This is a genomic window from Streptomyces sp. NPDC002476, assembly GCF_042889785.1.
In the GTDB taxonomy this organism is placed as follows: Bacteria; Actinomycetota; Actinomycetes; order Streptomycetales; family Streptomycetaceae; genus Streptomyces.
In genome coordinates, this window is the sequence record NZ_JBIARH010000017.1 from 18,653 (window position 1) to 31,378 (window position 12,726).

The 12,726-nt window shown below is 73.6% G+C and carries 8 protein-coding genes; 5 read left to right on the plus strand and 3 right to left on the minus strand.

Annotated features, from left to right (window positions below; translation table 11 throughout):
* Positions 1–221: 221 nt before the first annotated feature.
* Entirely contained in the window at positions 222–3,989 is a 3,768-nt protein-coding gene (locus ACFYXM_RS20335; protein WP_389291089.1) for an FHA domain-containing protein, read from the minus strand.
* Positions 3,990–4,535: 546 nt separating this feature from the next.
* On the opposite strand from ACFYXM_RS20335, the gene ACFYXM_RS20340 reads away from it, so the two are divergent.
* The 3 genes from ACFYXM_RS20340 (at position 4,536) to prfB (ending at position 9,094) form a co-directional block, all read left to right on the plus strand.
* Positions 4,536–6,233, plus strand: coding sequence for a serine/threonine-protein kinase (locus ACFYXM_RS20340; RefSeq protein ID WP_389291091.1), 1,698 nt, complete (start codon positions 4,536–4,538; stop codon positions 6,231–6,233).
* 213 nt (positions 6,234–6,446) lie between these two features.
* Entirely contained in the window at positions 6,447–7,685 is a 1,239-nt protein-coding gene (locus ACFYXM_RS20345) for a serine/threonine-protein kinase (RefSeq protein WP_389291093.1), read from the plus strand.
* A gap of 302 nt (positions 7,686–7,987) precedes the next feature.
* Positions 7,988–9,094 carry a peptide chain release factor 2 gene (prfB, locus tag ACFYXM_RS20350; protein WP_073783485.1) on the plus strand — a complete coding sequence of 369 codons (1,107 nt, stop codon included), beginning with the start codon at positions 7,988–7,990 and terminating at the stop codon, positions 9,092–9,094.
* Positions 9,095–9,406: 312 nt separating this feature from the next.
* Here the strand turns inward: prfB and ACFYXM_RS20355 are convergent, their stop codons facing one another.
* The gene (locus ACFYXM_RS20355) at positions 9,407–10,474 is read right to left on the minus strand and encodes a pentapeptide repeat-containing protein (RefSeq protein ID WP_389291095.1); all 1,068 of its coding nucleotides are present in this window, start codon (positions 10,472–10,474) and stop codon (positions 9,407–9,409) included.
* Between the two features lie 103 nt (positions 10,475–10,577).
* Entirely contained in the window at positions 10,578–10,772 is a 195-nt protein-coding gene (locus ACFYXM_RS20360) for a hypothetical protein (protein ID WP_389291097.1), read from the minus strand.
* Between the two features lie 269 nt (positions 10,773–11,041).
* On the opposite strand from ACFYXM_RS20360, the gene ftsE reads away from it, so the two are divergent.
* Complete coding sequence (ftsE, locus tag ACFYXM_RS20365; protein WP_351516634.1) at positions 11,042–11,731, plus strand: cell division ATP-binding protein FtsE; 690 nt, start codon at positions 11,042–11,044, stop codon at positions 11,729–11,731.
* Between the two features lie 23 nt (positions 11,732–11,754).
* Positions 11,755–12,672: a permease-like cell division protein FtsX gene (gene ftsX / locus ACFYXM_RS20370; protein WP_351516635.1), complete on the plus strand. Its 918-nt coding sequence runs from the start codon at positions 11,755–11,757 to the stop codon at positions 12,670–12,672.
* Positions 12,673–12,726 lie beyond the last annotated feature (54 nt).

Sequence of the window (12,726 nt, forward strand, 5' to 3'; positions counted from 1 at the left end):
GGGTGCCGCAATACCGCTTCGGGCGGCAACTCCTTGATCGTGATGGGCTCGTGACGTGCCGTCAGTGCCGATGTGGAGCACTCGCGCGCTCCCGGGACGGTGCCGGGGCGGGAGCGCGCGGGCCGGGAGCGGGTGGGACCCGGGCAGGGCTGAACCGACCCGGGCGGGCCACCCGTTCGCGGACGGGGTGGAAGCGGACGGGGTCCGGGCAGGCTGGGCGGTCAGGAGCGGACGGGGCCGAGCGGGGCCACCGGGTCGGCGTTCACCGACCGGGCCGCCCGCTCCAGCGCACTGGCCAGCAGCGCCAGGTCCGTCGGACCGTTGCCCAGCTCACGGACCGGGCGTCGGGCCGGTGGATCGCCCATCCGCTCCCAGTCCAGCGGGACGACAGTGGGGCGCGACGTCGCCGTGCGCGGTATGCGTCCCGTCACCCTGCCGCCCTGGAACGGGGTCACCCGCCCGTCCGGATGGCCCAGGCGGCCACGTCCGGGCGCCGGGTCCTCCGGCGAGCGCGGGACGGCCGGGGCGTCGAGCACGATGCGCAACCGGGCCCCCTGCGCGAGGTCCGTGTCCTCCGTACGCTCCGGGCAGGACGACGCCGCGACCAGATGGACGCCGAGCCGACCGCCCTCCCGCGCCACAGCCTCCAGGGCCCGCACCACCGAACCGGCGGCGGGACGGCCCGGACTGCCGAGCGCGGGCGCGACCAGCGCGTCGAAGTCGTCGACCAGGACGACGAGCCGGGGCAGCGGGGACGGCCCGGGGACCGCGGACCGCGCACCGGCGGGGCGCAGCCGGAGCGTCCCGCTCATCGGGGAGTCCACGTCACCGCGCTGTTCGGCGGCGCTCGGCGGACGCTGACCGACCAACCGCCGTGCCGGCTCCCGCCGTTGGTGCCAGCCGCCGAAGTCCTCCTCGCCCAGCAGTTCGGCGCGCCGCTTCAGCTCGCCGCCCAGCGCCTGCGCGAACTCCCGCATCCGTACCGGATCGCTGGCCACCAGATGCGTGAAGGCATGCGGGAGCTCGGCGCACGGGGCCAGGCCCTCGCCGCGCTCGGCACCGGCTCCGTCGACCAGCACGATGCCGAGCCGGTCGGGCCGGTCGGCGGCGGCCAGCGACGCGGCGACGGCGCGCAGCAGCTCCGTACGTCCGCTGCCGGGCGGGCCCTCGACGAGGAGATGAGGGCCCTCCTCCGTCAGGTCCACGCCGACCGCGCCCCGGGGCCCGGCACCGAGCACCACGAAGGGGCGGCCGAAGGCGGAGGTGGGGGCGGAGGCTCCGCGACCCCGCACGGCCGCGGCCGTGCCCGTCCCGGCTCCTGTTCCCGTGTCCGCCCCGGTGCTCGCGCCCGCGTGCGCGGCCACTGGGCTACGCCCTGCCGTGGTTCCGCCCGTGCCGTTCCACGCACCCGCCCCGGTGACGGTGCGGGAGCGGGGGGCCGGTGCGGGCGACCCGCCGTAGCGTCCGCCGCTGACCCGGGGGGTGCCGGCATCGGGGTACGGGGTGCGCCCGGAGTCCCGGTCCTCGCGCGCCCCGCGCCCCTCGTCGGCTTCCGGCGTGCCGTGGGCGCCGTGGGTCCCGCGCGCGTCGTCGCGGGTCAGGCCGTGGCTCACCGTGCCGACGTGCGTGACGGTGTCGCTGCCGGGGTACGCGGAGCGCCCCGCACCGGGACCGTATCCGCCGGGTCCGGACGGCGGGCCGAGGACCGAGCGCTGGGCACCCACGCGGGGGGTGACGCCGCGCGACTGCTGGGCGGGGTGGCGCGTACGGCCCGAACCGGGGTCGTCCGGTTCGGCCGCGCCCGTACCGCCACCGGCGCCCGCGGGGCCGACCGGACGGCGGGCCGCGGCGGACGCGGCGGCCGCCGCGGTCATCGGGGGCATGGGGGGCCGTTCGTCCGCCGCGGACGCCCAGCGGGCCATCAGGGAGGCCGGGGTGGCCCGGGCCAGGCCCAGTTCGTCCAGCAGCCGGGCGGAGAGCGGCAGCGCGGTCGCCGCGGTCCCGCCGTGCGCCGACGCCGCGGCGTCCGTGCGCAGCGGGGCCAGGGCCCGGCCGAACCGCTCGGCCCAGTGCGCCGAGACCGCGTCCACCGCGGCGACCGTGCCGCGGCCCGCCGCCCGGCCGTCGGCCGTGCGCAGCAGCCGCAGGGCCGACGCCACGTCGCCGCTCAGCATCGCGACCGCCCCGCACTCGCGGAACGCGATCGAGGCGCGGCAGGCGGCCTCGTACGTCGCCGCGACCGGCGAGCTGGGCGTGGCGGCCGGGGTCTCGGCCAGACAGATCGGATGGATCCCTGCGGCGGCACCGGCGGCGGCCAGCCGGGCGGTGCTCTCGCGCAGTGCCGCCGACCCGGGGTCCCCGTCGACGATCAGAATGGTGAACGGCCCCGCGTACCGCGCGGCGGCCTCCGCGATCGTGGCCCGGTCCAGGCTCGCCCAGCCGGACCCGAGCGGGCCCTCGTCCAGCCGCCGGACCAGCTCGGCCGTGCGGGCGACGGCCTGCTCGCGGTCGTACGCGAGGAGCAGCCGGCAGTCCTGGCCGCGCGTCGGACGCACGTGCGGCAGCCAGCCCAGCCAGGCCCACTCGCGCCTGCGTTCCTCGGCGCCGCGCGCCCGGTCCGCGCTGATCAGCACGATCTCCAGACCGGCGGGGGAGTGCAGCGCCGCGAGCTGCGCCACCACCGAACGGGCGAGCCCGGCGAGCCGGTCCCGCGGCCCGGCCAGCCCGAGCGAGCCGGCCTCCCGCAGCCCCACGGTCACCGGCACGGCGGGCAGCTCGGCCCGGTCGGTCGTGCCCAGCCGCACCACGAGCGCCTCCGGGTGCGCGGTGCCGCGCTCCCAGAGCCGGGGGCCGGGGCCGAGCGCGGTCAGCAGCACGGCCGCGGGATCGGGCCAGATGCTTCCCGCCCCCGGCTTCGCGGGGAGTCCGGCGGAGTCCCCGTGCGACGGCATGACCGCGCCCGTGCCGTCGGTTGCCGCCCCGGCGCTCTCGCCCCTGCCGCCCGCGAGCCGACGCGCCCAGGCGCCTATCCCGCCTTTCCGGGGCGCCTCGCCCTCCGGAGGGGCGGAGGCGGGGCCGGCGGCGGTGTCCGAGGGGCTCGAAGCGCCGCCCGGGAAGCCGGAGGGGGCGGGGCGACGGCCGGTCGCGGCGCCGCCGTGCCCTCCGTCACCGCCCTCCCGGGCGGCATGCGCCGCCGCCCCGTGTCCGGTTCCGGAGCCGTGCCCGGCCCCGGAATCACGACCCGCCCCGTGTCCGGACCCGTGTCCCGTCCCGGCGAAGACCCCCGGGGCGTACGCATGGCCGGAATCACGGCCGGAATCGTGCTCGTCGGCCGCGTCCGACGTGCCGGACACCCGCAGGTGCCCCTCGCCGTCCGGCGCCGTCGCCAGCGTCGGTGTGCGCGCGCCGGAGGTCAGCAGGAGCGTCGACTCGCCGAGCCGCAGCAGGGCGCCGGGGTTCAGCCGGACCGGACGCTCGCGGACCGGCCTGCCGTCGAGCAGGGTGCCGTTGGTGGACCCCAGGTCCGTCACCGAGACCAGCCCGTTCTCGGCGACCGTCACCGCGCAGTGCAGCCGCGAGACGTCGGGGTCGTCGAGCGGGACGTCCGCGTCGGCGGAGCGGCCGATGCTGATCCGGCCGCCGTGCAGCAGATGGACCCCGCCCGCGTCGGGCCCCGCGACCACGTGCAACTGGGCCGGAACGGCCTCGTCCCCGGCGTCGTCCTCTCCCGGGACCTGGAGCGAGAGCACGGCCCCGTCGACCAGCGGGGGCTCGCCCAGCGCGCACCGCTGCGCGTCGAGCCGCTCGCGCCCGGCGAACAGCACCACGGCACCGCCGCCGGCCGGCCCGTCGGACCCGGAGACGGCCGAGGCCAGCCCGGGCGCCACGGCGGCGAGCGCCGTCCCCGGCGGGGCGGTGACCAGCACGTCACAGGCGCGCGCCGGGGTCTGGCCGCTGCGCGGCGCGAGGACGGTCAGCCGGATCTGCATCGCCGTCAGCGGTCCCTTCTGCGCGGGGCGCCGAGCAGGGGGAACGCCCTGTTGATCTCCCCCCACCCGGCACGGACGCGTCGTCCGGTACAGGATCGTCACGGGCCGCGGGGTTTCCCCTCCCACAGTCCGTGCTCCACGCATCCTCGCACCTGTCACCGACAGTCCGCCCGGCGACCGCCGGAAAATGATCTTGATTGGTCGAGTGTGCGCCCATAAGTGCTCGCCCATAGTGCCCGCCCAGGTGCCGCTCGCGGCGCGCTCCGCGGCCCCGCGAACGTTCCGGCGCCCTGACCCGGAGCCGTTCCGCCACCGGAACCGTCCAGTCGGCGCCCGCCCGGTCCGTGCCCGGCGGCCGTTCGGCCCGCGTGCGGCAACCATCGGCCGAAAAGGAGCGTCTTGTTCCGCGACGGCGCGGAACCGGACTGCGTCCGGCCGCCCTTCGGGCGACGGCGCCGGTTTGACGACAGCCTCTAGAGTGGGCCGGGACTCCGGGTGCGAATCCGGGACCACCGTGAACACCACGATCTGCAGGGAGCGCATGACGTGCGGCCGGTAGGCAGCAAATACCTGCTTGAGGAGCCGCTGGGGCGCGGCGCCACGGGCACCGTCTGGCGGGCCCGCCAGCGGGAGACCGCGGGTGCCGAGGCAGCCGTCGCCGGCGAGCCCGGCGAGACCGTGGCGATCAAGGTCCTGAAGGAGGAGCTCGCCAACGACGCGGACGTCGTGATGCGGTTCCTGCGCGAGCGCTCGGTGCTGCTCCGGCTCACCCACGAGAACATCGTGCGCACCCGCGACCTGGTCGTCGAGGGCGATCTCCTCGCTCTCGTCATGGACCTGATCGACGGCCCCGACCTGCACCGGTACCTCCGCGACAACGGCCCGCTCACCCCGGTCGCCGCCGCCCTGCTCACCGCGCAGATCGCGGACGCGCTCGCCGCCAGCCACGCCGACGGCGTGGTCCACCGCGACCTGAAGCCCGCCAACGTCCTGCTCGACGAGCGCGACGGCGCGATGCGCCCCATGCTCACCGACTTCGGCATCGCGCGCCTGGCCGACTCCCCGGGCCTCACCAGGACCCACGAGTTCGTCGGCACGCCCGCCTACGTCGCACCCGAGTCCGCCGAGGGCCGGCCGCAGACCTCGGCCGTCGACATCTACGGCGCGGGCATCCTGCTGTACGAGCTGGTCACCGGCCGCCCGCCGTTCGCCGGCGGCACCGCCCTCGAAGTCCTGCACCGGCACCTCAGCGAGGAGCCCCGCCGCCCCACCACCGTCCCAGAACCGCTCTGGACGGTCATAGAGCGTTGCCTGAGCAAGGACCCGGACCGACGCCCCAGCGCCGAGAACCTGGCCCGCGCGCTGCGCACCGTCGCGGCCGGCATCGGCGTCCACGCCAGTGCCGCCGAGATCGCCGCGGCCGACGGGGTGGGGGCTCTGCTCGCCCCCGACCCGTCGCCCGCGCCCGTGCCGGAGACCCCCGGCGCCGCCGACCCGACGCAGGTGCTGCCGAGCAACGCCGGTTCGTACGACCCCGACGGGGCGACCAGTGTTCTGCCTCACACCTCCGGCCAGGGCGGGCAGGGCGGCCAGGCCGACCCGACCACGGTCATGCCGCCTGTGCCCCCGCGTCCGGACGGCCCCCCGCAGCCCGAGGACCCGCACCCCTGGCAGTCCCAGCTCCGGGCCGCCCGTGACCGCAACGAGCAGACGCAGGTCCAGTACCTCGACCCCAGCCAGGACCCGCTGCGCCGTCGCCCTCAGCGGCCCCAGCCGCAACAGCAGCCTCGCCCGCAGCACCGGCCGCAGCGAGCACAGCAGCCGCCGCAGCACCAGCCGTACCCGCCGCAGCAGTACCCCCCTCAGCAGTACGCCCCGCAGCCGTACCAGCCGCAGCCCCAGCCCCAGCAACCCCCGCCGCCGCCTCCGCAGCGCCAGCAGTACGCGCCCCCGCAGCAGCCCGCGCCCCGTCCGCCCCGCGAGCCGCGGCAGCGCAGCGCCAACCCGATGCGCATCCCCGGCCTCGGCTGCCTCAAGGGCTGCCTGTTCACGCTGGTCCTGCTCTTCGTCGCGGGCTGGCTGATCTGGGAGCTGACCCCGCTCCAGGACTGGATCGGCCAGGGCAAGAGCTACTGGCAGGCGATCAGCGACACGGTCTCCAACATCACCGACTGGATCTCCAAGCTCGGTGGCAGTGGCAGTGGCAGTGACAGTGGCAACGGCGGTGCGGGCACCGGCCCCTGAGCCGTCGTCCGACGCGACGACGGCGTCGGCACGTCATCAACTCTGTAGCTATGTCGACTTCCGCGGGACGGAATCCCCCGTGATTCCACCGCAATTCGCCCGCGGAAGCGAGGGCTGGCACCATCCCGGGCACTCAACCCCCCGGCCGACGCGTAACTTTGTCGACCGGGGGTCATGAGTGACGGTCCATCGCCAGCCGCTGAGGGAGCAGTCTTGGCACGGAAAATCGGCAGCCGGTACACCGCCCACCAGATCCTGGGGCGCGGCAGCGCCGGCACGGTGTGGCTCGGCGAGGGGCCCGAGGGCCCGGTGGCCATCAAGCTGCTCCGCGAGGACCTCGCGTCCGACCAGGAGCTCGTGGGCCGCTTTGTCCAGGAACGCACCGCGCTGCTCGGCCTGGACCACCCCCGCATCGTCGCCGTCCGCGACCTCGTGGTGGACGGCAACGACCTCGCCCTGGTCATGACCCTGGTGCGCGGCACGGACCTGCGCACCCGCCTCGACCGTGAACGCCGCCTCGCGCCCGAGGCCGCGGTCGCGATCATCGCGGACGTCGCCGACGGCCTGGCCGCCGCGCACGCCGCCGGAGTGGTCCACCGCGACGTCAAACCGGAGAACATCCTCCTCGACATGGAGGGCCCGCTCGGCCCCGGCAACGCGCACCCGGCCCTGCTCACCGACTTCGGCGTGGCCAAGCTGATCGACACCCCGGGCCGCACCAGAGCCAGCAAGATCATCGGCACGCCGGACTACCTGGCCCCCGAGATAGTCGAGGGCCTCCCGCCCCGCGCCGCAGTCGACATCTATGCCCTCGCGACCGTCCTGTACGAACTCCTCGCCGGCTTCACCCCGTTCGGCGGCGGACACCCCGGCGCCGTGCTGCGCCGCCACGTGACGGAGACGGTCGTCCCCCTCCCCGGCATCCCCGAGGAACTCTGGCAGCTCCTCGTCCAGTGCCTGGCCAAGGCCCCGGCCTCCCGGCTGCGCGCCTCCGAGCTCGCGTCCCGGCTGCGCGAGACGCTCCCGCAACTGGCCGGCATCCCGCCGCTGGACGTCGACGAGCCCGGCACCGAGCCCGAGCCCCGGACGTGCGACGAGGAGCCGTACGCCCCCGCCTCCGAGGAGCCCCGCCGCCGCGGCGCGGTCCCGCTGGTCCCCGGCTCGTCCACGGACTCCAACCGCGACACCCACACCAGCATGCGCGTCCCGGCCCCCGACGAGCTCTCCGGCGGCCCCCGCGGCACCGCCCGCGCCCCGCGCTCCCCGGGCGCGCCCCGCCCCGGCTCGGCCCGCAACAAGTCCGCGGCCGTCCGCAAGCGCCGCCTCACCCTGGGCGCCGCCGCCCTGGTGCTGGCGGTGGCGCTGGGCGTGGGCGGCCGGCTGGCGCTGAGCGGCGACTCCTCGGACGCGCCCCCGCAGGACACGGAGAGCTCGGCCCCGGCGATCCCCTGAGCCGGGGCGCCCAGGCCCGCCCCGGACCCGTCGCACGCGCGGCGCACCCCCGCCCCCGTCGCCCTCCACCCGCCGACCGCTCCCGGACCCGTCGCACGCGCGGCGCACCCGGCCGCCGAGCCATCACCGCGGCCGTCAGCACGTGCGCCGACGGCACGCGACGAGCGGCGTCACGGAGTCGTGAGCGGAGGCGCCGAAGGGAATGCGACGAGCGGCCTTGGCGGGACGCGCTCGGCGGCGTCACCGAGACGTGATCATGCGGCCCGGGGAAGGTCCGCTCCGACAGCCGTTACGCTGGACCCGTGGCAGTCGTCGATATTTCCGAAGAGCTGAAGTCCCTCTCCTCGACCATGGGGTCCATCGAGGCCGTCCTGGACCTGGATGCGCTGAGGGCGGACATCGCCGCGCTCGAGGAGCAGGCGGCCGCGCCCTCCCTCTGGGACGACCCCGAGGCGGCGCAGAAGATCACCAGCAGGCTTTCGCACCTCCAGGCCGAGGTCCGCAAGGCCGAGGCCCTCCGCGCCCGCATCGACGATCTCGGAGTCCTCTTCGAGCTCGCCCAGGACGAGGGCGACGCCGACACGCTGGCCGAGGCCGAGGCCGAGCTGGACGCCGTCAAGAAGGCGCTGGACGAGATGGAGGTCCGTACGCTCCTCTCCGGCGAGTACGACTCCCGCGAGGCCCTGGTCAACATCCGGGCCGAGGCGGGTGGCGTGGACGCGGCGGACTTCGCCGAGAAGCTCCAGCGCATGTACCTCCGCTGGGCCGAGCAGCACGGCTACAAGACCGAGGTCTACGAGACGTCGTACGCGGAGGAGGCCGGCATCAAGTCGACCACCTTCGCCGTCCAGGTCCCGTACGCCTACGGCACGCTCTCCGTCGAGCAGGGCACCCACCGGCTCGTCCGGATCTCGCCCTTCGACAACCAGGGCCGCCGCCAGACGTCCTTCGCGGGCGTCGAGGTGCTGCCCGTGGTCGAGCAGACCGACCACATCGAGATCGACGAGTCCGAGCTGCGCGTCGACGTGTACCGCTCCTCCGGCCCCGGCGGCCAGGGCGTCAACACCACGGACTCCGCGGTGCGCCTGACCCACATCCCGACCGGCATCGTGGTCTCCTGCCAGAACGAGCGCTCACAGATCCAGAACAAGGCGTCCGCGATGAACGTCCTCCAGGCGAAGCTCCTGGAGCGCCGTCGCCAGGAGGAGCAGGCCAAGATCGACGCCCTCAAGGGCGACGGCGGCAACTCCTGGGGCAACCAGATGCGGTCGTACGTGCTGCACCCGTACCAGATGGTCAAGGACCTGCGTACGGAGTTCGAGATGGGCAACCCGGAAGCGGTCTTCAACGGTGAGATCGACGGCTTCCTGGAGGCGGGCATCCGCTGGCGCAAGCAGCGGGAGAAGTAGCGGAGACGGCCGACGAAGGAGCGGCCGGTCCCGGAATCCCCCCCCCCCCCCGCGGGGTTCGGGCACCGGCCGCTTTTCCGTCGGAGCCGTTCACGGCCGGTCCCAAAGGGGAGTTGGGGCCGGGAGCCGCTTGGCGGCTCGACGGGGCGGCCTGGCGAGTGCGTCACAGTCTCGCTTCTGAATGACGGTCAACTGCGAGCAAACCGGTGCACATCGCTTGGAACGGCCTTGACGTAATTCTTAACTGTGGACAGGGTGCTAGAGCAGCATGCGTATGTCCGGGACGGGTGTGAACGGGGGCGGGCGGCATGGCTACGACTCGATGTGGCGCCGTTCGGAGCGAACCCTGCGGAGCCGAGGCCCACATATGGCTGCTCCACTGACGAGAACAGCTACTGGGGGTAGCAACAGATGACCAAGAAGACGCGAGTACGCGTCGCGCGGATCGCCGCCGGTGCGGTGATTGCCGCAGGTGCCTCGCTCACCGCTGCTGGTGCGGCACAGGCCATGGGCAGCGACCTTGGTATCGGCGTGGAGGCCGACGACACGGCGATCAGCGCCCAGGCCGGGCTCACCGGCGAGGCCGACGGTGGCAACGGTGGGGACCCCGGTGGTGTCGACCAGGGTGGCGCCACCGAGGGTGGCACCAATGAAGGTGGCACCAACGAGGGCGGCACCAACGAAGGTGGCACCAACGAGGGCGGCACCAACGAAGGTGGCACCAACGAAGGTGGCACCAACGAGGGCGGCACCAACGAGGGCGGCACCAACGAAGGTGGCACCAACGAGGGCGGCCAGCAGTCCGGCGGTAACGGCAACGGCGGCCAGCAGTCGGGCGGTAATGGCAACGGCGGCAACCAGTCCGGCGGTAACGGCAACGGCGGCAACCAGTCCGGCGGTAACGGCAACGGCGGCCAGCAGTCGGGCGGTAACGGCAACGGTGGCAACCAGTCCGGTGGCCAGCAGTCCGGTGGCAACGGCAACGGCGGCAACGGTTCCTCTGGCACGTCCGGGAGCGGCTCGTCCGGCACCACGGGCAACGCCTCCTCCGGCACCACCGCCGGCGGCGGCGACACCGGTTCCTCCGCCGGTGAGACCGGCACCTGCACCGTCGACCTCGACGGCGCGAAGTGCGCTGACAACACCACCCCGGACTCCGTCGGCAACCAGCCGGTGGAGCAGGGCAAGGGCAAGGACGAGCTCGCCGAGACCGGCGCCGCCGAGACCACGTTCCTGCTGGTCGGCGCCGCGACGATGATCGCCGGAGGCATCGGCTTCCGGATCCTGCCGCGCCTGGTGAACGGTCGTACCGTCGCCTGACGGTGACCGCACCGCGTAACCGCGCGTAAGCACGAAGGGGCCCGGGACGCCGATCGGCATCCCGGGCCCCTTCGCGACACACCCGGCACGCACCCGCCGTGCGCATCCACTCACAGCCCGTACGCGCCCGCCGTACGCGCTCGCTCCGGCGGGCGGACCGGCGCTACACGGTCTGGTGCGCCAGCAGCGCCAGCGCACCCAGCATCACCACCAGCAGGGCCACCAGCGTCACCGGACTCAGCCCCGCGAGAACGCCCTGCTCCTGCTGAAGCCGCTCCCGGTTCGCCCGGCACACGGGGCAGCGGCCCTCGCTCACGGGCGCCGCGCAGTTGGCGCACACCAGTCGGTCATAGGTCATGCGCTTTCCTCCTCCCGCGCGGCGGAGCCGCATGTGCCTTCTCTCCGCGCAACGCTCACGGAAACGCAACCGTTCCCCCTCCCACTGTGCCAGCTCGCGCGGATTTCGGCGCGGCCCGTCCGGGATCACCCGTTCCGTAGCGCTTGCGCCTCGCCCGAGACTGTTGCCGTTCCGCCATAAATCGCCCAACGAAGGACGCGCGCCTGCACGCGTCAGCCGGGTTCGCGTAGTGTCACGCACACCTACTCCCGGCCGACCGTGGTGCATCCGTGATCCGATTCGACAACGTCTCCAAGACCTACCCGAAGCAGAGCCGTCCCGCTCTCCGGGATGTGTCGCTCGATATCGAGAAGGGCGAGTTCGTCTTCCTGGTGGGCTCCTCCGGCTCCGGCAAGTCCACCTTCATGAGACTCATCCTCCGCGAGGAACGCGCCAGCACGGGCTCGGTCCACGTCCTGGGCAAGGACCTCGCCCGCCTGTCCAACTGGAAGGTGCCGCACATGCGCCGCCAGTTGGGCACGGTGTTCCAGGACTTCCGGCTCCTCCCCAACAAGACCGTCGCGCAGAACGTGGCGTTCGCGCAGGAGGTCATCGGCAAGCCGCGCGGCGAGATCCGCAAGGCGGTTCCCCAGGTCCTCGACCTGGTCGGCCTCGGCGGCAAGGAGGACCGGATGCCCGGCGAGCTCTCCGGTGGTGAGCAGCAGCGCGTGGCGATCGCGCGGGCATTCGTGAACCGCCCCATGCTGCTGATCGCGGACGAGCCGACCGGTAACCTCGACCCGCAGACCTCCGTCGGCATCATGAAGCTGCTGGACCGGATCAACCGGACCGGCACCACCGTGATCATGGCGACCCACGACCAGAACATCGTCGACCAGATGCGCAAGCGCGTCATCGAGCTGGAGCAGGGCCGTCTCGTACGTGACCAGGCCCGTGGCGTCTACGGCTACCAGCACTGAGCATCGAGCACTGAAAGGACGCCATGCGCGCCCAGTTCGTCCTGTCGGAGATCGGCGTCGGCCTCCGTCGCAACCTCACGATGACCTTCGCCGTCGTCGTCTCCGTCGCCCTCTCGCTCGCCCTGTTCGGCGGCGCGCTGCTGATGCGCGAGCAGGTCAGCACGATGAAGGACTACTGGTACGACAAGGTCAACGTCTCGATCTTCCTCTGCAGCAAGAGCGATGTGACCTCGACGCCCAAGTGCGCCAAGGGGGCTGTCACGGCCCAGCAGAAGAAGGAGATCGAGGCCGATCTCAAGAAGATGGACGCCGTCCAGACGGTCACGTACGAGTCGGCCGACGAGGCGTACAAGCACTACCAGGAGCAGTTCGGCGACTCGCCCATGGCGGGCAACATCACGCCGGACCAGATGCAGGAGTCGTTCCGGGTCAAGCTGCACGACCCGAAGAAGTACAAGGTCGTCGCCACCGCGTTCGCCGGTCGTGACGGGGTGCAGTCCGTCCAGGACCAGAGGTCCATCCTGGACAACCTCTTCGGGCTGATGAACGGCATGAACGTGGCGGCCGTGTTCGTGATGGTGCTGATGCTGGTGATCGCGCTGATGCTGATCGTGAACACCGTCCGGGTGTCCGCGTTCAGCCGGCGGCGGGAGACCGGCATCATGCGGCTGGTCGGTGCCTCCGGCTTCTACATCCAGATGCCGTTCATCATGGAGGCCGCGTTCGCCGGTCTCATCGGCGGCGTGCTCGCCTGCGTGATGCTGCTGGCCGGGCGGTACTTCCTGATCGACGGCGGCCTGGCACTCCAGAGCAAGCTGACCCTGATCGACTTCATCGGCTGGGACGCGGTCCTCACCAAGCTGCCCCTGGTGCTGGCGATCGGGCTGCTGATGCCCGCCGTTGCCGCTCTCCTCGCGCTCCGCAAGTACCTGAAGGTGTGACGAGTGCCCACCGCGGTGGACGGTCAACCGTCCCGTCCCCCGTGGGGTGTTGTC

What these genes read in the sequence shown, in the direction of transcription:
- ACFYXM_RS20360 (WP_389291097.1), bottom strand. Translation starts at nt 10,772, where the DNA reads ATGACCTATGACCGACTGGTGTGCGCCAACTGCGCGGCGCCCGTGAGC.
- ACFYXM_RS20355 (WP_389291095.1), bottom strand. Translation starts at nt 10,474, where the DNA reads ATGCCGATCGGCGTCCCGGGCCCCTTCGTGCTTACGCGCGGTTACGCG.
- ACFYXM_RS20335 (WP_389291089.1), bottom strand. Translation starts at nt 3,989, where the DNA reads ATGCAGATCCGGCTGACCGTCCTCGCGCCGCGCAGCGGCCAGACCCCG.
- ftsX (WP_351516635.1), top strand. Translation starts at nt 11,755, where the DNA reads ATGCGCGCCCAGTTCGTCCTGTCGGAGATCGGCGTCGGCCTCCGTCGC.